This window comes from Capnocytophaga genosp. AHN8471 (assembly GCF_016806945.1).
GTDB lineage: Bacteria > Bacteroidota > Bacteroidia > Flavobacteriales > Flavobacteriaceae > Capnocytophaga > Capnocytophaga periodontitidis.
This window is the reverse complement of record NZ_JAESPJ010000010.1, coordinates 36725-60957: the sequence shown is the minus strand read 5'-3', so window position 1 is coordinate 60957 and position 24233 is coordinate 36725. Positions and strand designations below refer to the sequence as shown.

18 protein-coding genes are annotated in these 24233 nt (G+C 39.0%); 8 read left to right on the top strand and 10 right to left on the bottom strand.

Annotated elements, in window-relative coordinates; genetic code table 11:
- Positions 1-4: 4 nt before the first annotated feature.
- The 8 genes from JMN12_RS04765 to nhaD all read left to right on the top strand — a co-directional run bounded on the left by JMN12_RS04765 (position 5) and on the right by nhaD (position 10628).
- Positions 5-1660: a DUF4836 family protein gene (locus tag JMN12_RS04765; protein WP_009750802.1), complete on the top strand. Its 1656-nt coding sequence runs from the start codon at positions 5-7 to the stop codon at positions 1658-1660.
- Positions 1650-2294, top strand: a complete 645-nt coding sequence (locus JMN12_RS04760; protein ID WP_225879451.1) for an ATP-binding cassette domain-containing protein — start codon at positions 1650-1652, stop codon at positions 2292-2294. The genes JMN12_RS04765 and JMN12_RS04760 overlap by 11 nt, the downstream gene beginning before the upstream one ends.
- A 25-nt stretch (positions 2295-2319) precedes the next feature.
- On the top strand, positions 2320-3504 hold the full coding sequence (locus JMN12_RS04755) for an FtsX-like permease family protein (RefSeq protein ID WP_198466287.1): 1185 nt from the start codon (positions 2320-2322) through the stop codon (positions 3502-3504).
- Between the two features lie 681 nt (positions 3505-4185).
- The gene (locus JMN12_RS04750) at positions 4186-5586 is read left to right on the top strand and encodes a sigma-54-dependent transcriptional regulator (RefSeq protein WP_203137574.1); all 1401 of its coding nucleotides are present in this window, start codon (positions 4186-4188) and stop codon (positions 5584-5586) included.
- A gap of 76 nt (positions 5587-5662) precedes the next feature.
- Positions 5663-5842: a hypothetical protein gene (locus tag JMN12_RS04745; RefSeq protein ID WP_009750798.1), complete on the top strand. Its 180-nt coding sequence runs from the start codon at positions 5663-5665 to the stop codon at positions 5840-5842.
- A gap of 2 nt (positions 5843-5844) precedes the next feature.
- Positions 5845-6309: a hypothetical protein gene (locus JMN12_RS04740; protein ID WP_034555592.1), complete on the top strand. Its 465-nt coding sequence runs from the start codon at positions 5845-5847 to the stop codon at positions 6307-6309.
- Positions 6306-9218: a glycoside hydrolase family 3 N-terminal domain-containing protein gene (locus JMN12_RS04735; RefSeq protein ID WP_203137565.1), complete on the top strand. Its 2913-nt coding sequence runs from the start codon at positions 6306-6308 to the stop codon at positions 9216-9218. Before JMN12_RS04740 ends, JMN12_RS04735 begins: the two co-directional genes overlap by 4 nt.
- Positions 9219-9302: 84 nt before the next feature.
- Complete coding sequence (gene nhaD, locus JMN12_RS04730; protein WP_203137563.1) at positions 9303-10628, top strand: sodium:proton antiporter NhaD; 1326 nt, start codon at positions 9303-9305, stop codon at positions 10626-10628.
- Between the two features lie 61 nt (positions 10629-10689).
- On the opposite strand, the gene JMN12_RS04725 is transcribed toward nhaD, so the two are convergent.
- The 10 genes from JMN12_RS04725 to JMN12_RS04685 form a co-directional block, all read right to left on the bottom strand.
- Positions 10690-11622 (bottom strand): peptidylprolyl isomerase, encoded by a 933-nt coding sequence (locus JMN12_RS04725; protein WP_203137554.1) that lies wholly within the window; start codon positions 11620-11622, stop codon positions 10690-10692.
- A 19-nt stretch (positions 11623-11641) separates the two neighbouring features.
- Positions 11642-12826, bottom strand: a complete 1185-nt coding sequence (locus JMN12_RS04720; RefSeq protein WP_203137552.1) for an aspartate aminotransferase family protein — start codon at positions 12824-12826, stop codon at positions 11642-11644.
- Positions 12823-12999: a hypothetical protein gene (locus tag JMN12_RS04715; RefSeq protein WP_203137551.1), complete on the bottom strand. Its 177-nt coding sequence runs from the start codon at positions 12997-12999 to the stop codon at positions 12823-12825. Before JMN12_RS04715 ends, JMN12_RS04720 begins: the two co-directional genes overlap by 4 nt.
- Before the next feature lie 111 nt (positions 13000-13110).
- The gene (locus JMN12_RS15460; RefSeq protein WP_262895893.1) at positions 13111-13236 is read right to left on the bottom strand and encodes a hypothetical protein; all 126 of its coding nucleotides are present in this window, start codon (positions 13234-13236) and stop codon (positions 13111-13113) included.
- Between the two features lie 21 nt (positions 13237-13257).
- Entirely contained in the window at positions 13258-14331 is a 1074-nt protein-coding gene (locus tag JMN12_RS04710; protein WP_203137548.1) for a WG repeat-containing protein, read from the bottom strand.
- Between the two features lie 20 nt (positions 14332-14351).
- The gene (locus JMN12_RS04705; RefSeq protein ID WP_203137546.1) at positions 14352-15536 is read right to left on the bottom strand and encodes an aspartate aminotransferase family protein; all 1185 of its coding nucleotides are present in this window, start codon (positions 15534-15536) and stop codon (positions 14352-14354) included.
- Positions 15536-16309: a GIN domain-containing protein gene (locus JMN12_RS04700; RefSeq protein ID WP_203137544.1), complete on the bottom strand. Its 774-nt coding sequence runs from the start codon at positions 16307-16309 to the stop codon at positions 15536-15538. Before JMN12_RS04700 ends, JMN12_RS04705 begins: the two co-directional genes overlap by 1 nt.
- A 131-nt stretch (positions 16310-16440) precedes the next feature.
- The gene (locus JMN12_RS04695; protein ID WP_203137542.1) at positions 16441-19380 is read right to left on the bottom strand and encodes a type III restriction-modification system endonuclease; all 2940 of its coding nucleotides are present in this window, start codon (positions 19378-19380) and stop codon (positions 16441-16443) included.
- A gap of 2 nt (positions 19381-19382) precedes the next feature.
- On the bottom strand, positions 19383-21368 hold the full coding sequence (locus JMN12_RS04690; protein ID WP_203137540.1) for a site-specific DNA-methyltransferase: 1986 nt from the start codon (positions 21366-21368) through the stop codon (positions 19383-19385).
- Between the two features lie 249 nt (positions 21369-21617).
- A complete protein-coding gene (locus JMN12_RS04685) occupies positions 21618-24041 on the bottom strand; it encodes an FtsK/SpoIIIE family DNA translocase (RefSeq protein ID WP_203137538.1) in 2424 nt (807 codons plus the stop codon).
- Positions 24042-24233 lie beyond the last annotated feature (192 nt).

The following is a 24233-nucleotide window of genomic DNA, read 5'->3' as shown; positions in this document are numbered from 1 at the left end:
TACTATGAAAAAGTTTATTTTATTATTAGGTGTATTAGCCTTAGGATTTACTTCCTGTTCTAAGAAAAGTGAGAACTTAAAAGTAATCCCTAAAGATGCTATGGTAGTCGTTTCATTCGACTTGCAATCGCTTTACCAAAAAGCCGATGTAGAGGAATTACAACAACTCAAGAGTTTCCAAAAACTCAAAGAGGAAATCAGCAACGACAACAAGGAAATGGGTAAAATTTTTAATGAAATTCTAAAAGACCCTAAGTCTTCAGGAGTTGACTTTAAAAAGAACGCTTTCTTTTTTGTATGCGACAGTAAAAAATACGGAGGTGATAGCCGCAACCCTTATATAGGTGTAACTGCAGTACTAAGCGATGACGCTAAATTTAAAGACTTGCTAAACAGAGTCTCTCAAGCTACAAAACTTCAGTTGGACATCAAAAAAGAAGGTGCTTTAAACATCGTTTATTTTAATGAAGGAGCATCCCTCAGTTGGGACAACAAGAAAATGCTCTTCCTTGTAAACGATAATTATAGTACAAGAGTTGATGTAGTGCTTAAAAAACTATATGAACAAAGTAAATCAGAGCAAATTACTGATATCAAAGGTTTTTCTGATTTCTTAGACGGACAGAAGGATATCAACGTATGGTTGAATTTTGGAGGCTTTATGCAAGACGACAGTATGTTCCTCAATGGAATTGCAGCTTCTTTATACAAAAGTCTCTTCAATATGCAAAAAGACTCTTATTTCTATGGCTTTATAGATTTCGGTAAAGATGATATCAAGCTCACTACTTATAGCATCTACAACCAAGAAACAGCTAAACTCTTAAAAAAATACGACTTGTACGATATCTCGTTTGATAAAGATATCTTGAAAAACTTCCCTGAAAAATTACCTATAGCCATAGGTGGCGCTGTAAATGTGAAAAACTACTACGAGTTCTTAAAAGCTCAATTTGGCAAAGAACTCAATGAGGACGACCTCGTGAAACTGCTCAACACTCAGGGGCTTACTAAGGACAATGTGCTCAACTTCTTTGGTGGTAGCTTTGTGTTAGCTATTGAAGGTTTTGAAAATCAAAAATATATCAGCTATGATTTAGTAGAAGATGAGCAAAGTGAAGATGGTTATGAATACAAAGAAGTAGAAAAAGAAAGAATGTTTCCTGTTTTTGGACTCTCATTCAATATAGGCGATAAAACGCTCCTCGACAAAGGGGTAGCACTTGCTCACTTAGCGTTAGAAAACGGTTATTACAAACTCCCTCTTCAAAAAGACCTCACGCTTTATTTTGCTTATAACAATAAAGCTTTCTACGGCAGTAATTCTCCTAAAGGTGTAGAAGCATTCCTAAAAGGCGGTGTGAGCAACAACGCAGTGAAGTCCGATTTTGGCAAACACGTAAGCAAAGATCTCGCCTATTTCTATATGAGTTTAGAACCTAAGGATTATCCACAAGAGTATGTTGATATAATTAGAGAAAAAAACAGCCGTGAAGGCAGTTTAGCTTTCGATTTATTTACTCAACATTCCACTAACATAGAGTGCAAACGCATCGACAACTCTTCAGCTGAAATTATTTATCACCTTAAAGGGATTGAAAAGAACAGTTTGAATACTTTCTTCAAGTCGATAGACAAAGTAATAAACTATGAAAATTAAGCTACAACATTTAAAACCCACCTATATGTCGGGCGACGAAATACCGTCGTCCGATATATATTTACAGCCAGAAGTAATTTTTGAACAGGGTCAGTGTTACCTCATCAGGGCACAATCGGGGCAAGGCAAAACCTCACTTTTGAATTTCATCTATGGTGCAAGTTTTAGTTACGATGGCAAAATTACTTACAACGAGGTGTTTAACAAAAAAGAAGTTCTTCGCTATCGCATTGATAAACTGAGTTATGTATATCAGGATTTAAGGCTCTTCCCTACCCTCACCGCTTTTGAGAATATCATCTTGAAAAACAAACTCACCCACTACAAAACTGAAGACCAAATAAACAGCCTCATAGAGCGTGTAGGGCTCTCCCACAAACGCGACACTTTGGTACAAACACTTTCTTTAGGGCAACGCCAGCGCATCGCCCTTTTGCGCGCCTTGTGTCAGCCTTTTGAGTTACTATTATTAGATGAGCCTTTTAGTCATTTAGACGATAGCAACACCGCTATTCTAAGAGAAATTATAGAGGAAGAACTACAAGCCCGCAACGCCAGCCTACTCCTCACTTCTTTGGAAGACAACAACTTTTTCCACTATAACAAAAAACTCAATTTAGGTTTTAGAAATTAAATATGTTAATTGTTAATTGTAAAAAATGTTATACAAACTACAAAAAAACACACTTGTTAAATCACAAGTCATAGGTTATGCCCTCACACTTTGTATAGGAGTGTGTATACTGCTCACCGTTTGTCAGTTATATTTTGATGTAAAGCCGTTACTACAGCATCAAACCGATGTATTTGCAAGTAAATACGCAGTAGTGAGCAAAAATATTTCCATTTTCAAGACTCTTGATAAAGAAGGTATTTACTTCGATAAAAACGAGATGGAAAAACTCAAACAAGAGCCGTTTGTAAAGAGTGTTTCACACTTTACCCCTGCAACTTTCAAAATAGGTGCTTATACTGATAAAGACGATAATATTCCCCTTTTCTACACCGATCTCTTTTTTGAAAGCATCCCCGATAAATACCTCGATGTTCAACCCGATGATTGGCAATGGACTGAAGGCAGTAGGTTTGTGCCTATTATCATCCCTGAGAGCTATCTAAACCTCTATAACTTTGGCTTTGCCGAAAGCCAAGGACTACCCGTATTTTCTAAAAATACTATTTCGCAAGTGCGTTTCAATTTAGAAGTGAGCGGCAATGGTAAAAACGACAACTACGCCAGCAGAATTGTAGGATTTTCTAACAAAATCAACTCTATATTAGTACCCCAAAGTTTTTTAGATTGGGCAAATAAAGAGTATGGCAAAACTGAAGTGAGTAACACCAGCCGATTGTTAGTAGAGTTTGAAAACCCCTCCGATGAACGCGTGTTGCAATATTTTAACACTCACAATCTCTCCATTAATAAAGACGAATTAGAACTCAGCAAAATGAGTTTCTTTTTCCATTCTGCCTTGCTCTTTGTAGTAGGCATCGCACTGATTATCATAGTACTATCGGTTGCTTTCATCTTGCTCAGCGTAAATCTAATCATTCAAAAACACAAAGAACAAATAGTAAATCTATATTATATAGGCTACCAACCCCATCAAATTGCGCGATTCTATCAATGGGTCATCAGCATAGTTACAGTAATAGCCGTTGCAGGAGCAATAGCACTCAGTCTATACATACGCAAACTCTATACTGAAAAACTCAACACCCTTTTTGAGTTCAACAGCGAACAAAGCATACTATTTATAGCCGCCATCACAATTTTATTAATATTAGGGGTATTATACAACCTTTTAGTACTGAGAAATATCCAAAAAACTGTAAAACTGTAAACAAGAATTACACACTTATTACACACTTTAACTGTGTAATTATACGTTTTTCAACAAAGTATCAACATAGTTATTAACAGATTATCAACAGTATATTTCACTGAAATAAAAGCAATTAACGAGTTTATAAACATAATTTTCAAGTTTGGCACGATATTTTCAATAGAAAAGGCGTGAGTGAATAAAAGAAATCACTTATGATGCATACATAATTAAATAATGAATGATTTGTTCATAAGTACAAAAATTGGTTAAAAATTAAATTACTGAGAAAAATTGCTAAAAGAAACATTGTTAGATAAGAATCATTAAAACAAAATTGTGTAAAAAAATTAAATTTCATTTCATTTTACTAAAATCGTTGGGAAACGACATTCATTTAAAGAAACATTGCTAAAATTTTAATTGTTAAACAAAATCATTTATTGAACTATTGTAAAAAATAGTCTTTTAAACTGCCGAAGAGACTTTGCCAGTTTAAAAATACTAACAAATTTGGGAGTTAGTAGTAGTATTTATATTATATGCATTGGAAAAGACTTCCTGAATAGGGAAGTCTTTTTTTTTGACTAATTACAATTATTTCGGAAAAAGTTTGTACATTTGCACGCTTTTTGTGTATAAAAGAAAAAAAACAACAAAAGCAAATATTAATTTTATATATTTTAAAGACATACGAATATGAAGAATCCTATTCTTTTAGTAGAAGATGATGTAGTATTTTCCAAAATGTTAAGCCGTTTTTTAGAACGCAATGGATATGATGTAATAGGGTGTTATACGTTAGAAGAAGCGGAGAAAAACCTAAACGCATCGCTGAGTATGGTTTTCACCGATTTAAGACTTCCTGATGGTGATGGTATCAATTTCCTAAAATCTGTAAAAGAAAGCTTCCCTAACCTCCCTGTAGTGGTAATGACCAGCTACGCCGAGGTTTCTACTGCGGTAGAAGCAATGAAATTAGGAGCTTTCGATTATATATCTAAACCATTCCAGCAAGAAGATGTACTCAACGTTATCAAAAATGCCCAAAGCAGCACCCGCACCGTACAACAAGACATTGCTGTAGCGAAAAAAAGTACTCCCTCATCAGCTACCGATAATAGCGCCCCTGCCAAGGTGACTAAAGCACCTGAAACCGATGCTAATAATCCTTACATCGAAGGTATTAGCCCTGCCTCTAAACGCTTGAGTAAATTTATCAACTTAGTAGCCCCTACCGATATGTCGGTGCTTATTATGGGTGAAAGTGGTACTGGTAAAGAGGTAGTTGCTAAATCTATCCACCTTAAAAGCGAACGCCGAAACAAATCGTTTATCGCTGTCGATTGTGGCGCTATCCCTAAAGAAATCGCTTCAAGTGAATTCTTCGGTCACGTGAAAGGGTCGTTTACAGGGGCTATTGGTGATAAAAAAGGACACTTTGAAGAAGCCAATGGCGGTACTATCTTCCTCGACGAGGTAGGTAACCTCAGCTACGAGAACCAAATCCAGCTATTGCGCGCCCTCCAAGAACGCCGTATCAAACCTATCGGTAGCTCTAAAGAAATTGATGTTGATATCCGTGTATTGGCAGCTACCAATGAAGATTTACTCGCTGCTGTAAACAAAGGCGAGTTTCGCGAAGACCTCTATCACCGTTTGAACGAGTTCTCTATAAAAGTACCTTCTCTCAACGAACGCAAAGACGATTTGATGATATTCGCTTCACATTTCTTGGAAAAAGCTAATGAAAAACTTCACAAAAATGTACAAGGATTCACTGAAAAAGCTGTACAAAAAATGCTTCTATACACTTGGAGCGGTAACTTGCGTGAGCTATCAAACACCGTGAAACGCGCTGCCCTACTCACTCAAGGCGATTACATCACCGAAAACGAATTGCCTGAACCTGTGATTGTAGAAACTCGCCATTTCCCTACTGAACGCTTCTCATTCTCTACCAAAGAAAATGAACGTGAGCTTATCATTGGGGCTTTACACGAAACCCATAACAATAAAACAGAAGCAGCTAAATTATTAGGCTTTACACGTAAAACTCTTTACAACAAACTCAAAGCCTACAATATCGATGAATTTTAGATAGATAAGAGGTAAGGGATAAGAAGTAAAACTTACTCTTACCTTTTATTTCTTATTCTTTTAACCTAATAAAAATATGAGAACAGCAAAAAAACAAGTAGTAGTAGTAACACGAAAAACACATAATGCTACGCAAGTAACTATAAAAAATCCAAATCAGAAACTTCTGAGTTTTATAGAAAAATTAGCTGAAAGATCTAAAAAACTAAAAGAAGAAATAATGCAAATGGATTTTAAGGAATACAAAAGAATCTAGTTTTGAACTTGAATATTAACATACCTTTTGAGAGTGAAAAAGGTAATCAGTATGCTTTAGTGTTTTCTGTTTATGAACCTCTTTCTGATATTTCTATCCCAGTAGTTGAGGTAAGTTTAGCTTTGAAAAAGCAAGTAACTTCCACTAACTCACTGAAAGTTTTCAATTATATCATCAAAGAAATAGAAGAATATCTTTCAAAAAGAGAGGTCATTTTATACTATTATTGTGATAACGCAGAAATATATTACAGAAATAGTAAGAAACGATTTTTATCTCCCCAACATTTTAGAAGTGAGCTCTTTTATACACTTTTTATCAAAGCTAATCCTAAAGATTTATTGATAAAAACTTCTGAAATCATCAATGAAACAGTAGGAAATCACTATATTAATTTTATTTATAAACCCAAACATCAACATTATATTGATATTCTTAGCAAAGAAATAGAAGAATACCAAAAATGAAAAAAACTTATATTTTTATATCTTTATTTATTGTATCTTTCTTTACTTCAGTAGCTCAATCACCGCTGCGCTCTCCCGATGCTCAAGCCCAAGAAAAATGGGTAAACGATACTTACAACCAGATGTCTCTCGACGAAAAAATAGGGCAACTCTTTATGGTATCAGTCTACTCAAGCCATATAGGCACCAAAAGGGCTGAAGAAATTAAAGACTTCATCAAAAAATACTACATCGGTGGGATTATCTTCTCTAAAGGCGGCCCTAAACGTCAGGCAAAGCTCACCAATGAGTACCAATCTCTCTCTAAAATACCTCTTTTTATGGCAATGGATGCCGAGTGGGGACTTGCTATGCGCCTCGACTCTACCTATGCCTATCCGTGGAATATGACCCTCGGAGCTATTAAAAACAATGCACTTATTGAGCGTACGGGCAAACGCATCGGGATGCACTGCAAACAATTAGGTATGCAGTTCAATTTCGCACCCGATATTGATATCAACACTAACCCCGACAACCCTATTATCGGTAACCGCTCTTTTGGCGAAGATAAACTAAACGTCGCCGAAAAAGGACTCGCTTTTACCCGCGGAATGCAATCAGTGGGGGTATTGGGCAGCGCCAAACACTTCCCTGGCCACGGCGATACTTCTAAAGATTCTCACAAAACCCTTCCTACCATTTCATTTACCAACACTCGATTGGATGAAGTAGAACTCTATCCATTTAAGGTTCTTGCCAAAGAAGTTGCCAGCGTGATGATAGGCCACCTAAACGTCCCTGCCTTAGAACCTAAAGCGGGGTTGCCTTCTTCTCTTTCTTCGGTTATCATTACCAATTTGCTCAAAAAGAAAATGGGCTATGAAGGACTCATCTTCACCGATGCGCTGGGTATGAAAGGTGTATCGGAATATCTGCCTGTAGGCGAAGTGGAAGTGGAAGCCTTCTTGGCTGGAAACGACATTTTACTAATGCCTGCTAACGTAGCCAAAGGTTTTGAAGCTATGAAAAAAGCCTACCAAAACAAACGCATCAGTGAGGAGCGTTTGGCTCACTCAGTAAAAAAAATACTGATGGCTAAATACAAAGTAGGACTCACTACTTTCACCCCCTTAGACGAAACAAAAATCACTGAAGGCTTGCACACCCTCGAAGATGATTTGCTCACCGAAGAACTCTTTGAAAACGCTCTTACAATAGGGCAAAACAAGGAAAATATACTCCCTTTAAAAGACCTCGATAAACGCAAAATTGCTTACGTGAAATTTGGCAACGACAGCGGTTGGACATTCTATTCTTCTTTGCGCAAATACGCTGAAGTTACTCTTATAGAACCTCAAAACGAAACTCAACTCTACAACGCAATAGAGAATTTCGATACGATTATCATCGGTTTGCACAAACCCGACAAAACTCCTTGGGACGATTATAAATTCAGTGACAATGAACTGAAATGGTTAGAGCATATCGCCAAAAAGAAGAAAGTGATATTAACTATTTTCACCCGTCCGTATGCAATGTTCAATGTAAAGAATATTGCACATATCAAGGCAATCGTATTTGCTTACCAAAACCACAAAGTAGCTCAAGAAAAAACGGCTCAGCTCATCTTTGGCGCTATTGAAGGCAAAGGTGTATTGCCCGTAACCGCTCACCCCAATTTGCCTGTAGGTACTTCCATCAGCACTCAAAAAATAGGACGATTGGCTTTTGGATTACCCGAAAGTGTAGGGCTCAATTCGGCTAAACTTAAAGAAATTGATAGTATTGCCTTAGATGCTATCAACCAAAAAATGACCCCTGGTATACAAATATTAGTCGCCAAAAAGGGCAAAACAGTATACCGAAAAAACTTTGGTACTTTGGATTACAATCCTGCTAATAAGGTTACCGATAACACTATTTACGACCTTGCTTCACTCACCAAAATATTGGCAACCCTCCCCGAACTGATGCGTCTATACACCAAAGGTGATTTCAAACCTGTAGACACCTTTGAAGACTTGCTGCCTAAACTTAAGCACACTAACAAAGCTGAAATGACGATGAAAGATGTGCTCTCTCATTACGCACAATTTCAGGCTTGGATTCCTTTTTTTAAAAGAACCTTAGACTCTGTACAAAAGCCGAGTACAGCGTTTTACAGCACTGTGAAAAGCGATGAATTCCCCACCGAAGTAGCCAAAGATATGTACCTCATAGAAGGATATACCGATACGATTTACAAACGTATAGACGAGAGTGAGCTCATCAAAGATAAAAAGTACTTATACAGTGATTTACCATATTACTACTTCAAAAAATTTATAGAGAAGAAAGAAAAAAAGCCTTTACAAGAGTTGGTACAAAAACACTTTTACAGAGGATTAGGAGCTTACCAACTCACCTACTTGCCTCTACATAAGTTTTCCCCTGTAAATATCGCTCCTTCTGAAGATGAAAAAGGCTTTCGCAACCAAGTGCTTCGCGGTTATGTACACGACCAAGGTGCGGCTATGCTGGGAGGAGTAGGCGGACACGCAGGGCTTTTTGGTTCTGCCGATGATGTAGCCAAAGTGATGCAAATGTATCTCCAAAAAGGTTATTATGGAGGCACGTGGTTTCTGCAACCTCAAGCCGTCGCTCTTTTCAACACTTGCAACTACTGCAACGAAGGCAACCGTCGTGGTTTAGGTTTCGACAAGCCTCAATTAGGCCGCTCAGGACCAACTTGTGGTTGTGTACCTATGAACAGTTTTGGGCATACAGGCTTTACGGGCACTTTTGCTTGGGCTGACCCAACAAATGAAATTGTAATCGTTTTTCTCTCTAACCGCACCTACCCCTCTTCAAATAATAAACTACTGATTAACAAATTAGTGCGACAAAAAATACAAAGTGTAGTATATCAAGCTATCACTTCACAATAAAAATTAAACAAAAAGATTTGGCGTATAATAGAAAGATTTAGTATATTTGCGCCACATTAATCTTTTTTAAATAAAATTTATTGTATGGAACCTTGGATTATTGCCATTTTCATTATTGGCTATCTTTGTATTACTACAGAACACCAAATAAAGGTGGACAAAACTATTTCGGCTTTAGCTATGGCTGTTATCTGTTGGACGCTCTTAAAAGTTTCTAACATTGATGTAATGGAAGTATCAAATGGTATATTAGTACCCTCTGACCCTGCCGACAACGCTACCGCTATCGACAAAGCTTTACAACATCACTTAGCTGAAACAGCTGAGATTCTCTTCTTCTTAATCGGTGCAATGACCATCGTAGAAATCATCGATATGCACCGAGGGTTTGAAATCATCAAACGATTGATTCGTACCCAAAGTAAGGTAAAACTCCTATGGATTATAGGAATTATCGGTTTCTTCCTCTCTGCAATTATCGATAACCTAACTACTACTATTATCCTCATTACTATTCTGCGCAAGCTCATCCCAGACCAAAAAGAACGTATATGGTACGCTTCTCTGATTGTAATTGCTGCCAATGCAGGAGGTGCTTGGTCACCTATCGGCGACGTAACTACTACTATGCTTTGGGTGAAAGGCAAAGTAACTGCTGCTAAATTAGTAGAGTACGTATTAATCCCTGCTATTGTATGTTTGGTAGTACCTTTGCTCATTGCATCATTTTTACCTGTATTCAAAGGAAAAATCGATACTTCTAACAGTGAGAAAGGCGTTACTTACAAAAGCAGTATGCCCGTGCTCTCTATAGGATTTATCGCTATTATTTTTGTTCCTATTTTCAAATCAATCACTCATTTGCCTCCTTATATAGGAATGCTCTTTGCTTTGGCTACAATGTGGTTTATTTCTGAAAAATTGAAACCTATCAGCGAACTTTCGTTTACTGATAAGGATAAATTCAGTATTCACCGTGCGATGAGTCGTATCGAGTTTTCGAGCATCTTGTTCTTCTTAGGTATTTTATTGGCAGTAGCTTCATTGCAAACTATTGGTACACTTTTCAATTTTGCGCAAACACTCAATGAAACTATCCCAAGCAAAAACGTAGTAATCTTGCTCTTAGGTTTTGCTTCAGCTATTATAGACAACGTACCATTGGTAGCTGCTAGTATGGGTATGTTCCAAGAAGGTATAGACAACGGTATTTGGCACTTCATCGCTTATGCAGCGGGTACAGGTGGTAGCTTGCTTATCATCGGATCGGCGGCGGGAGTTGTAGCTATGGGTATGGAGAAGATTAATTTCTTCTGGTACGTAAAAAATATCTTATGGATAGCCCTCTTAGGATTCGTTTTAGGATACCTCACTTTGGTAAGTTTTGAAGCGCTACACTTCTTTGGATAGATAATAAGTAACAAGTAACAGATAAAATAATAAAGCCAGCTTAAAAGCTGGCTTTATTATTTTATCCTACTGAAACTAATTCAACATCAAAAATGAGAGGCGCATTGGGAGGGATAACACCGCCAGCACCTCGGCTACCATAAGCGAGCTCTGAAGGGATAACCAAGCGGGCTTTATCACCTTCGCTGAGGAGCAAAATACCTTCGTCCCAGCCTTGTATCACTTGACCTACCCCTACGGTAAATTGCAAAGGTTCTCTACGGCGATGAGAGCTATCGAACACAGTTTTATCTAACAACATACCTGTATAGTGCACCGCTACTTTTTGTCCGGCTACTGCTTTTTTGCCATTGCCTTTGTGGGTGATTTGATAGTACAAACCGCTGTCGGTTTTATCAAAACCTACTACTTCTTTAGCTAAGGCTTCTTCAGCTTTGCGTTTCTCTTCGGCTAAACGAGCTGTTTTTGCTGCTTTGAAATCTTCAAAAGCCTTGAGAGCGTCCCATTTTTCAGCCTCTGCTCCTACTCTTAAAATTTCAACTTTTTCAATTTTATCACCTTTTGCAATTGCATCTACCACTTCTTGACCTTCTACTACTTCACCAAAAACAGTGTGTTTATTGTCCAACCAAGGTGTTGCTAAATGCGTGATAAAAAACTGACTTCCATTAGTGCCGGGACCTGCATTTGCCATAGAAATGACCCCTGCTTTGTTGTGTTTCAATTCTGGGTGGAACTCATCGTCGAAACGATAACCAGGGTCACCAGTACCTGTACCTAACGGACAGCCACCTTGTATCATAAAATTGGGAATCACGCGGTGAAAGGTGAGTCCGTTGTAATAAGGAGTGCCTAATGGTTTTTGTGAATTTTTCATTTTTCCTTCGGCAAGAGCTACGAAGTTACCTACCGTAGCAGGAGTTTTGTCGTAAGTAAGACGCAGTAAAATAACGCCTTTATTAGTAGTTATTTTAGCATAAATTCCGTTTTCCATTTTTGTTTATTTTTAATTGTTAATTGAATTGGTTTAGCGCTTCAATAATAATATCGCAACCTTCTTTAATTTCTTCATCGGTGAGGGTAAGTGGAGGCGAAAGTCGTACGGCACGGTGTTCAAACAAAAGCCAATAGACTATCAATCCTTTATCCTGACAGTAATTCACCACAAAATCGGCAATTTCGGCAGTTTTCACGATAACAGCGAGCATTAAACCGCGACCATTGATACTTTCGATAAGTGGATGTTGCAAATACTTGCGAAAGAGTTTTTCTTTCTCTAAGGTTTGAGCCATTAGGTCGGTGGTGAGTAGCTGGTTGAGGGTAGCCAAAGAGGCAGCTGCAATCACGGGGTTACCACCAAAGGTGGTGATATGCCCCATTTTAGGGTTGTTTGCCAATAGCTGCATACGCTCGTAAGACGATACGAAAGCCCCCACCGGCATACCGCTTGCCATCCCCTTGCCTATAGCGATAATATCGGGGGTAAAGCCATAATTTTGGAAACCAAAGAGTTTGCCGGTACGTCCGAAACCTGGTTGTATCTCGTCGATAATAAGCAGGGCTCCCACTTCTTCACAACGGCGTTTTACCTTAATAAGATAGTCGTTTTGGGGTTCGATAAACCCAGCTCCCCCTTGGATGCTTTCGAGCACTACCCCTGCGGTACGTTCGGTGATTTTGAGGATATCGGCTTCGTTGTTGAACTCTATAAAATCTACATCTGGAATCAGCGGACGATAAGCGCGTTTGCGTTCTTCATAGCCCATTAAGCTCATCGAGCCTTGTGTATTGCCGTGATAGGCATTTTTGGCAGCGATGAGTTGGGTGCGCCCCGTAGCGCGTTTGGCTAATTTTACTGAGCCCTCAATAGCCTCGGTACCAGAGTTTACCAAATAGGTGGTATTGAGTTCAGGTGGCAACTGCTCGGCAAGGAGTTTGCAGAAGTCTACCGCAGGCTTTTGTATGTACTCGCCATACACCATTACGTGCATATAAGTAGCGCATTGCTCTTGTATGGCTTTCACTACTGCAGGGTGGCAATGCCCTAAGGTACAAGCCGATACTCCTGCTACAAAATCTAAATATTTTTTGCCATCGGTAGTGTAGATATAACTACCTTCGGCGCGTTCCACCTCCAACAATCGCGGATAAGGTGAAGTGGGAGCTTGATATTTTAGAAAGTCTTTTTCTTGTGTCATTCTTTTTCTTCTTTTATAATTTTAACCATTGGGCTAGGTTCTATACGGCTAATAGCATTTCCTTTGTATCGCAATTCGAAAAAGCCATTAGATTTGCCTTGTATAGTGCCGTTAATATATAATTTAGCTTTTAGTATTGATGAGTTGTCAAAAGTAGCATCTTGTATTTTCAAATCGTATGCTTCTATATCAGCTATTCCGTTTGATACAAAAGTGGCATTTTCAGCTTTGCACCATATTTACCCCTTTAGGCAGTTTTAAAGCTACTTTTAAAGTACCCTCTTCTACTGTTGTTTTGATAATGGGGTGAATAGCATTATCGGCATCAATGTAGATATGGTCGTTCTTTTCATTTGTCCATAGCTAAGGGTAGCAGTTAGTAATAGAGTGTAAAGTAATATGTTTTTCATATTTGTAATATTTTTTAAAAGTTATTTGGCTATGGGGTGGTCGGCAGGGGCATTATTACAGTCTTTCACACATTCTCCTTTTTGGTTTATATAGAACCATTTGTTATTTAGCTTTACTTGTGCTAATCCTTCTGAAAATCCTTCTGCATAATCATACTTTATAGGAATCACTTCTTTGCCTGTTTTATCTATAAAGCCATATTTATCATTCAATTTTACTTTAGCTAATCCTTCTGAAGGACTTTCAGCATCATCATACTTTATAGGAATCACTTCTTTACCTGTTTTATCTATAAAACCCCATTTGTTATTTAGACTTACGGCTGCTAATCCTTCTGAAAAAAACCAAACATCATCATACTTTATAGGAATCACTTCTTTGCCTGTTTTATCTATAAAGCCATATTTATCATTCAATTTTACTTCAGCTAATCCTTCTGAAGGACTTTCAGCATCATCATACTTTATAGGAGTCACTTCTTTACCTGTTTTATCTATAAAACCCCATTTGTTATTTAGCATAACGCTTGATAATCCTTCTGAAAAAAGCCAAGTATAATCATACTTTATAGGAATCACTTCTTTACCTGTTTTATCTATAAAACCCCATTTGTTATTTAGCCTAACGTTTGCTAATCCTTCTGAAAAATCCCCAACAAAATCATACTTTATAGGAATCACTTCTTTACCTGTTTTATCTATAAAACCATATTCTCCATTCAAACTCACGCTTGCTAATCCTTCTGAAAAACTCCTCGCATCATCATACTTTATAGGAATCACTTCTTTACCTGTTTTATCTATAAAACCATATCTATTATTCAATTTTACTAAAGCTAATCCTTCTGAAAAACCCCTAGCATTATCATACTTTATAGGAATCACTTCTTTACCTGTTTTATCTATAAAACCATATTTTTTACCCAATCTTACCATTGCTAATCCTTCATAATATTCATCTTTCCAGTCATACTTCTTTGCTTGTTGCACAGGCTGGGCAGGCGACTCTTTTTTTACCTTTTCCTCAGGTAGCAGCCCCTGTCCATAACCAAGGGTAGCAGTTAGTAATAGAGTGTAAAGTAATATATTTTTCATCTTTGTTATATTTTTAATTGTTAATTGAATTGGTTTAGCGCTTCAATAATGATATCGCAACCTTCTTTAATTTCTTCATCGGTGAGGGTAAGTGGAGGCGAAAGTCGTACGGCGCGGTGTTCAAATAAAAGCCAATAGACTATCAATCCTTTATCCTGACAGTAATTCACCACAAAATCGGCAATTTCGGCAGTTTTCACGATAACAGCGAGCATTAAACCGCGACCATTGATACTTTCGATAAGTGGATGTTGCAAATACTTGCGGAAGAGTTTTTCTTTCTCTAAGGTTTGAGCCATCAGGTCGGTAGTGAGGAGCTGGTTGAGAGTTGCCAACGAGGCAGCCGCTATCACGGGATTACCCCCAAAAGTGGTAATATGCCCCATTTTAGGACTGTGTGCCAACAGCTGCATACGCTCATACGACGACACGAATGCACCTACCGGCATACCGCTTGCCATACCCTTGCCTATTGCAATGATATCGGGAGTAAAGCCATAATTTTGGAACCCAAAGAGTTTGCCGGTACGTCCGAAACCAGGTTGTATCTCGTCGATAATAAGGAGCGCACCTACTTCTTCACAACGGCGTTTTACCTTGATGAGATAGTCGTTTTGGGGTTCGATAAACCCAGCTCCTCCTTGGATGCTTTCGAGCACTACTCCTGCGGTGCGTTCGGTGATTTTGAGGATATCGGCTTCGTTGTTGAACTCTATAAAATCGACATCAGGGATAAGCGGACGATAAGCGCGTTTGCGTTCTTCATAGCCCATTAGGCTCATCGAACCCTGTGTATTGCCGTGATAAGCATTTTTGGCAGCGATGAGTTGAGTTCTGCCCGTAGCGCGTTTGGCTAATTTCACCGAGCCCTCAATAGCTTCAGTACCAGAATTTACCAAATAGGTGGTATTGAGTTCAGGTGGTAACTGCTCGGCGAGAAGTTTGCAGAAGTCTACCGCTGGTTTTTGTACGTACTCGCCGTAGACCATCACGTGCATATAGGTAGCGCACTGCTCTTGGATAGCCTTCACTACCGCAGGGTGACAATGCCCCAAGGTACAAGCCGATACACCTGCCACAAAATCTAAATAATGCCTGCCATCGGTAGTGTAGATATAGCTACCTTCGGCGCGTTCCACCTCTAACAATCGCGGATAAGGCGATGTAGGGGCTTGATATTTTAGGAATTCTTGTCGTTGATTCATTATTTTTCTTCTTTAATGATCTTAATCATTGAGTTTGTTTCTATTTTATTAGTAGCATTACCTTTGTAATGAAGTTCAAAAATACCGCTTGGTTTTCCTTGTATAGTACCATCAATTCTCAATTTTGCTTTCACAATACCCGAAGTATTAAAAATAGCATTTTGTATTTTTAGATCGTAAGTTTCTAATTGGATGATTCTGTTAGAAACAAAATTGAGATTTTCTACTTTTCCACTAATAGGCAGCTTAGTGAGAGAGCCTGCATTGAAAGTGAGATTTCGGCAATTGAGCTGTAAGTTTCCTTCCCTACAACTACCTATTTCTAAATCCAAATCATTGACATTCAGTTTTAAATCAATCTCCGAAAGAAAGTCGAGAAGCATTTTATAAGAAGACATATTAATAGGTTCTTCTGAACGAATTTTGCCACTTTGCATTTTCAATTCGCTTGTTCCTTTAATTGGGATTTTGAGTTTTATACCTCCTGTTTGCACTAAATTCACGCCTTTAGGTGTTTCCAAAGATATTTTCAAAGTACCATCTTCAACAGTAGCTTTAATGATAGGGTGAATTGCATTATCAGCATCGATATAGATATGGTCGTTTTTTTCATTTACCAGTGTAACCTCCCACCTACTATCGATATCTATTTTGGTGTACTTGGGTAGTTCTGTTCGTAGTACACTTCTCTCACCAGAGGCTTGAAATACGTTTTGGGCTGTTGATAAGGCTGTTGCAAATAGCAAGCCTATTGATAAGATTATATTTTTCATTGTTCAATTATTTATTTCACTTTATGTATAGCCCCCAAAGGAGATTTTTCACTTTGCACTTCCTCCTAAGAGGCGGTCTAAACCTGTGTATTAACTTTGGCAAAGTGTAGCGACGCAAACATTGTCAATTGTTAATTGTTATAATAGGTTTCTTGTAAGACCGTCATTATTTTGTCGTTGCTGAATTGGGTTTTGAAATGTATATTCACTTTGCCTTTGAAGAAAGCTACAGCGTGCCTTATTTTCAGTTTTTCTTCTTCGCGCAAAGCGTTGTCATGGGGTACGTTCTTGCTCTCTATCACAAAGTGCAGTTGTTGGGATTGGTTTTTGTACTGCACGATGTAAGCGAAATCGGGTGAATAGGTTTTGCCTCCTGCCACGGGTATTTTGATAGAGTTTTTAGGTATTTTGGTAAATACGGTTACACTATCTATATTTTGCAAGATGTTTTCGCGCTCTAATTCCGAATCAAAAAAGAGTTCATCGAACAGATAGTTATGAGCAACGGTTTGATTTTCGGAAAGTATCCCAACCTCAGCAGCAGGTATTTCGGCTAAAGGCTCTCCCTTAGCATTAGTGAGCTTGGTAGGGTGTATCGCATTGCTAACTTTTTGGTAGCCTACTGTATATTTAGTAAAGGCATTGGCTAACAAGAAAAACTCAAAATTTTGTTTGATAGCCCTTATCGTCGCTATATTTAGATACAGATTGATGTCGGTAGGGGTGCTGTAAAACGCCTTGTGTAGGGTTTTGATGTTCACAAAGAGTATTTTTGAAAGTTCTTTTAAGAAATCACTATAGCTCATTGTTGAAAACGACTGCTTGCGTTCGTGGTATTCAGCTCTTTCTTCGGATACATAAGCGCGTTTGTCTTGTACGTGTATTCTATTGACAATTTCTACTAAAGTACATTTCTCAAAAGAGCGGTTAGCACTGCGACTTTCGTTTTTGAGATAGTCTACAAAGAGATCTTGAAACTGTTGTTCGTTTTTGAACTGATACTCCAAAATCGCTTTTTCGTTGAGCTGCTCCCAAAACTCTTTTAGCTTACTGTATTTATCGGCGCGTATACGTATAGTTCTTTTAGGCTGGGTAGCCTTGCGTATCTTGCTGCTATCTACCCCTTGAAAAGCTAAGGGGAAATGTGCTCGTACATAGTCTAAACCACCTTGTTTGAAACTGTTATCGCGTTTGAGTACATTGTGTTCATCTAATTCCTCTAAAAGCGCATTTTTATCATCAAAATGATACAGTTTTACAATTTGACTGATAAGATCGTCGTTCAAACTATCAAGTGGCGTTTCAATTGAAACAGACCCTGATTTATCGTTAATTTCCTTCACCAATTGGTCTACAAATTGGTTTTCGGTGAAATCTACAAAATAGTTTAGAAAGAAATTGCTATCCTTCACCCTATTGCCGTACTCATTCACAGGCAAGCGCAAGCCACGCCCTACTTCTTGCAGTTTGCTAATCTCACTACCACTACTGCGCAACTTGCATATCTGGAAAACATTGGGATTATCCCAACCCTCGCGCAACGTCCATTTGGAAAAGATGAACCGGCGTGGGTTTTGCAGACTCAATATTGCTTCTTTGTCGTGCAAAATTTCGTTGATTTCCTTTTCTACTTCTTCATCTTTAACCGAATTATCTTTAGAGAAATAACCACCGTGTGTACCAGCGATATTGTCGATGGTTTTCTGTAGATAAGCGCGATAAAACTCGTTTTCTTCAGAATACAAACGTCTTTGGGCTTCAGCTTTGATAAGGAGTTCTACCGTTTTGCGCAAATGACCTTCGGTATTGCGGTATTCCTCGATGTTATCGATAAAGAACAAAGTGAGCGGTTTGATGCGCACTTCGCGACAGAGCAGCTCGCGTTCTAACTCAAAATGATGGAAAATCGTTTTTTGCAACATTCTATCTTGCAAGGTTTCCGAATACGAATAAGGGTTGAGTTTATCGCCTTTTTTGAGTTCTAAACCATTGGATAACAGAACGGTAGTTTTATTTAGTTGTACTATCTGCAAGCCGTGCATTGCGGGGTGAGCTCTCTCAAAATCATCGCCTTTGGTTAAGACAATTTTCTTTTGACTATTGTTTTCTATCAGCTCAAAATGTGCTTCTTTGCCATCGGTGTCCGTAAGGCGCAACAAGGCATTGTTACTTCCTGAAAACTCAGTAACATACCCCACTACACCTTTTACCAAGTTGCTGTTGAAAGCATCGACAGAGGTGAGTTGGTATACTAAATTGTGGTAATCTTTTATTTTAATTGTTTCGGTAGTACCGAATACTGTTTTGCGTTTTAGTTCTTTATCAGGGAAAGTAGCCCCATAGCGGAAAATAAACTGAGGAGACATCTTTTTAATGGCTTCCCACGTTTTGTTTTCTTGGGCAAACTTATGAGGTTCATCGATGATGAGGAAAGGGGCGGTGGCAGCAATGGCTTCAAAGGGTATCGCATAACGGTCGAACAAGGTTTGGTCGAACGTTTTTTGCATTGTATCCGAATTGAGCATCCCTGCATTGATGAGCAGCACTTGTATTTTGTTTTGTGTAGCAGTGGCTTCTACAAAACTGCGCACAGCAGGCGGAAAGCCGCTTTTGTTGCCCTTGCTACTCTTTTGACTTTCGACTATATGCACTTCAATGGTTTTGCTATAGTCGTCCATAAAATGGCTACGTGCACTTTCCGACTTTAGAAAACTAAGGGTACCCGCTTTGATAGAGAGGGTAGGGACTACTATCACAAACTTAAAGATGCCGAGGGCTTTGTTGAGCTCAAAAATAGTTTTAGTATAGGTATAGGTTTTGCCCGTACCTGTTTCCATCATCACATCGATGATATTGCTGCGGGCATCGCAATAACGCGTGTCTATTTCTTGGGCTTTTTGCAGCTCCCTAATATTGCGCTCATAAGCATAACTATTTTTATCCACCTTAGGGTTGATACACTCAGCTCCTTGTTTTTTAGGCGACTGCACGTGTAACTCATCAAAAACACTCACCGTATTTTTGACTGCTTTTGACTGGTGGTCGAGATTTTTTTCAAATTTGAGCTTCATACTTAGTTCCTTATGATAAAATCGGTGCTGATACTTTTTTTATTGGCATACGCTTTCACGTTTTCGGCAATTTGGCGCAGGTGTGCACTCTCGAAATGATAGCCAAAGACTACAATGGTCGTAGGGTTGAAATCGGGGGTGTTGTCCATCATTTCAAGCAATACTTTTAAGCTTTCGGTAGTAAAACCGCGATGTATTAAGTACAATTTATCAAAACCGTAATAGGCTTCATAGCCTGCTAAATTTACAGAAGCAAGACTTTCTGTTAGTGGAATGCCATCGTAGGTTTTCCAAGTGAGTAACAAGGCACGGAGGTCGGCATCGGTGAGTTTTGTTTCATCAAAAAGAGTAAGAGAAGGGGTAAAATCCTTTGCCTCAAACTCATAGTCGTCCCAAATAGGGAAAGTTTCATAAATTTGGAAGCCGAAGTCTACCGCTTTTGTGTTAAAAAGGTCGTTTTTTTCAGCTTTGAGTTTAGCAGCTGCTCTTAGCAAACGTTCTTTAGTAATATCGAAAATAGTAGGCACGGCGGGTAATGACGAATTACGAGAGACGAATGATGGGAAAGACAAGACAGCTTCGTAAGCAGTTTTGTTCTTTTTCTTATCGATAAGCTCAGGGAGTTGTACAAGTATAAAACGGCGGTTGCCCTCGTCTTTCGCATTGAGTTGCATCACAGCATCGGCAGTAGTACCTGATCCTGCAAAGAAATCGAGAATGAGGTCGTTAGCATCTTTATCAACTAAGAAGTTAATTAGATATTTAATTAAAGAAATAGGTTTTGGATAATTAAAAACAATAGTATTATCAAATAGTTTTGCTAATTCATTTCCTGCATTTTCTGTGGTTTCTACATCAACATTTTTATCGATTAGATTAGGAGGAACCTCTTCTCCATAATCTGCTTTTTTATACGATAAAACCAATTGTTTAGATAGAGAGATACGAGTTTTTTTCTTTATCTCTTCATCTAATTTGGATTGTTGCCAAATAAATCTATTACTAAAGATAGCATTATTTTCATTTTTCCCGTTTTTTATAATGAGATCTTCTAATAGTTCATTTGGAAATTTCTCCGTTCCATAAGTACCAGCCTTATAAATACCATCTTCTAATTTTGTATTAATACTATTGGGTGGAAAAATAAGTGTTTTTAATGAATTTTGAGGTTTTGTAAAAGGATCTTCACTTTTACTATGTTTTAAAATTCCTTTGAAAAATCCAAAGTTGCTACCTTTTTGGTAACACAAAATATATTCTATGTTTTTCTTTATTTTTTTAGAAAGATTGGCTGGAGTAGCAGATTTAAACCAATTCCATTGTCCCACAAAATTATCCTCACCAAACACTTCATCCATTAGTAGACGCAGTTGTGCGACTTCGTTATCGTCTATAGATACGAATATGACACCATCGTCTTTGAGCAATTGGCGGGCAATATATAAGCGGGGATACATAAAAGTAAGCCAAGCGGAATGCGAGTTGCTCTTGCTCTGGGTGAAACTCAAAATACGTTGGGCTACCTCCTCACTTACTCCTGCCAACTGGGCGAGCTGAGGTACAGTGAACTTGCGGTCGTCCTGATATACAAAACCGTCAGAGCCTGTGTTGTAAGGCGGATCGATGTATATCATTTTCACCTTTTCGTAATAGGCATTGGTGAGGTGCTTGAGTACTTCGAGGTTGTCGCCTTTGAGCAGTAGGTTTTGCGAATGGGCGTTTTCAGGCAAGGCGTTATGCGCCTCATCGGCGCGCAAGAGCGTTGTTACAGGGTCGGTAGCTAACAGACGGGCATACTGCTTGCCGAGCCATTGCAAGGAATAGCTTTCGGTGAAAAAGTCTACTTCTTTTTGTTGTAATACTGCTTTAAATTTCTCAAAATCAAAACTTCCCTCTTTACTGAAGCAATCGGCAAAGTGAGCGTGGAGTACTGCTTGGAGGTCGGCTGTTTTTGTGGTAAGGTTTGTGGTGAGGTTTTGTTCTATCATTGTTGATTGTTATTATCAGGATTATTCTTGTAGCTTCGTAGCTCAGGGTGTTCACATTTAAAGGCTTAGCCTATTTTTATTTGTGTAGGCGTTTGCAAAACGCCCCTACAATAGATTGATTGTCAGAGTAATCAACTTTAGCAAAGTGTAGCAATAGGTGTATGGCCCCACATACTCTGCTTTCGCAGACTTTCCCGAAGGGGGACAAGCCACAAAAAGGATTTTTCACTTTGCACTATTCACTTTTCACTATTCACTTCCTCCTAAGAGGCGGTCTAAGCTTGTGATGTCTTGCACAAGCACTTGGCGGGCTTTACTACCCTCAAAAGGTCCTACTACACCGGCGTGTTCTAACTGGTCGATGAGGCGACCTGCGCGGTTGTAGCCCAATTTGAGTTTGCGTTGCAAGAGCGATGCTGAACCTTGTTGCGCATTGACAACTACTTCGGCGGCTTCGCGGAACATAGGGTCACGTTCGGAGGGGTCGAAATCTAAATCTACAGGTTCGCTATCGGGGCCTACATATTCAGGTAGCAAGTAGGCATCGGGGTAGGCGCGTTGTGCCCCAATAAACTCGGTAATGTGTTGTATTTCAGGTGTATCGACAAAAGCACATTGTATGCGCACGGGCTCATTGCCTTGTGAGTAGAGCATATCACCTCGACCGATGAGCTGCTCGGCCCCAGAGCCATCTAAGATGATTTTAGAGTCGATTTTAGAGCTCACTTTAAAGGCGACACGTGTAGGGAAGTTGGCTTTGATAATACCTGTAATTACGTTAGTAGATGGACGTTGGGTAGCGATAATCAAGTGGATACCAATGGCGCGGGCAAGCTGTGCCAAGCGAGCGATAGGGAGTTCCACCTCTTTACCTGCCGTCATAATCAAGTCGGCAAACTCATCTACTACCAATACGATATAAGGTAAGAAACGATGTCCCTCGTTAGGGTTGAGTTGTCGCGCTTTGAACTTAGCGTTGTACTCTTTGATGTTGCGCACTTGAGCATTTTTTAGCAGTTCGTAACGGTTGTCCATCTCAATACAGAGGGAGTTAAGCGTATTCACCACTTTTTTGTTATCGGTGATAATTGCCTCTTCACTATCGGGTAGTTTGGCGAGGAAGTGGCGTTCAATCGTCTCGAAGATAGAGAGTTCCACTTTTTTAGGGTCGACGAGCACGAATTTCACCTCAGCAGGGTGTTTTTTGTAGAGCAGAGAGGTGAGCACGACATTGATACCTACCGATTTACCTTGCCCAGTAGCTCCCGCCATCAGCAAGTGTGGCATTTTAGTAAGATCGGCGACGAAAGTTTCGTTACTAATGGTTTTACCAAAGGCAATAGGGAGTTCCATTTCGGCGTTTTGGAACTTTTGAGCGGTAATCATTGAGCGCATATACACCATTGTCGGTTTTTTGTTAGGTACCTCAATACCAATGGTTCCTTTGCCGGGGATAGGAGCGATGATACGAATACCGAGAGCCGCGAGTGAGAGCGCAATATCATCTTCCAAACTCTTGATTTTCGCAATACGCGTACCCGCCACCGGTACAATTTCGTAGAGAGTAACAGTAGGCCCTACTGTCGCTTTGATTTTGGAGATTTCAATTTTGTAATCGGCTAAGGTTTTGATAATCGTATCGTTGTTTTCCTTTAGCTCTTCCTCGTTGATAATGATACCTTTATCTTTAGGTTCGTTCAACAATTCAATTGTAGGGAAACGATAGTCGCTGAGGTCTAAACGCGGGTCGTATTCGCCGTAATTTTCTACTAATTGCTTGGCTAAATCTTCAGGATCAACCATTACAGGCGGCACTATAGGAGTGATGGTGAGTTCAGGAGCTTCATCTTCAGGGATATTGGTAATTTCCAATTCACCTTTGCCATCGAGGAATGGAATTTCTTTTTTATGTGTAAAAGGGTCGATTTTTTCATCATCTACTTGAGGAAGAACGATTTCCACATCTTGTTCCTCTTCATTGTCAGTTATGATATCAGAAGAGGTTGTAGGAGGAGTATCATCAGCATCTTCAAAATCGTCATCTTGTTCATCGTCGTGTTCTCGTTTCAGTTTAGTAAAGGTATTTTGGAAGAAAGACATTATCTTCTCGGGGGTGAGTTGCCATTTGGTAATAGCATATACCAAAGCAAAGAAGAAAAGGATTAAAAAAGTACCTATTTTACCAAAGTAATCTTGCAGAAAATGATTTACTTCATAGCCAGAAACTCCTGAAAGGATAGTAGATTTTCCTTGCAAAAAGCCTAAAAAAGTAGCGAGGAGTACCATTAGCAAAGTGCCCCAATACCAGCGGTTGAGCAATGCTATTTTGATATTGAACAGATATTTGAGTCCGGAGAGGAAAATGAGCCATACGGCGATGAAGGTTGCGATACCAAAGCCTTTGTACATCAATAGATAGCTGAGATAAGCTCCTATTTTACTGCCTAAGTTATCGGCGATTTCTTCACGATTAGCAAGGTCAGCCCACACACTTTGGTCGGCTTGCCAAGAAAAGAAAAATGAAGTAAAAATAAAAAGCAAATAGACTGTAAGTAGTACTAAAAAACCACCCCATATCAGGCGGCGTTGCTTGGATTTAACGGTTTTAGCCTCTTTGTTTTTTGTAGAAGATTTATCGCTATCTTTGTTTTTATCTTGTTTCTTTTTAGCCATTTTTATTAGGGTTTAGGGGGACAGGTGTGAGGGTGGCCTATTGAGGGGGCAAAGATAAGAATAATTTGGCGATTGGGCAATAAAAAAGGTAACAAGCTATGATTTGACAATAGAGAAGGTGTCCAAAAAGTTTTATTTGTGTGGGCGTTTGCTAAATGCCTCTACATAACATACTCTAAAAGTGATTGATTA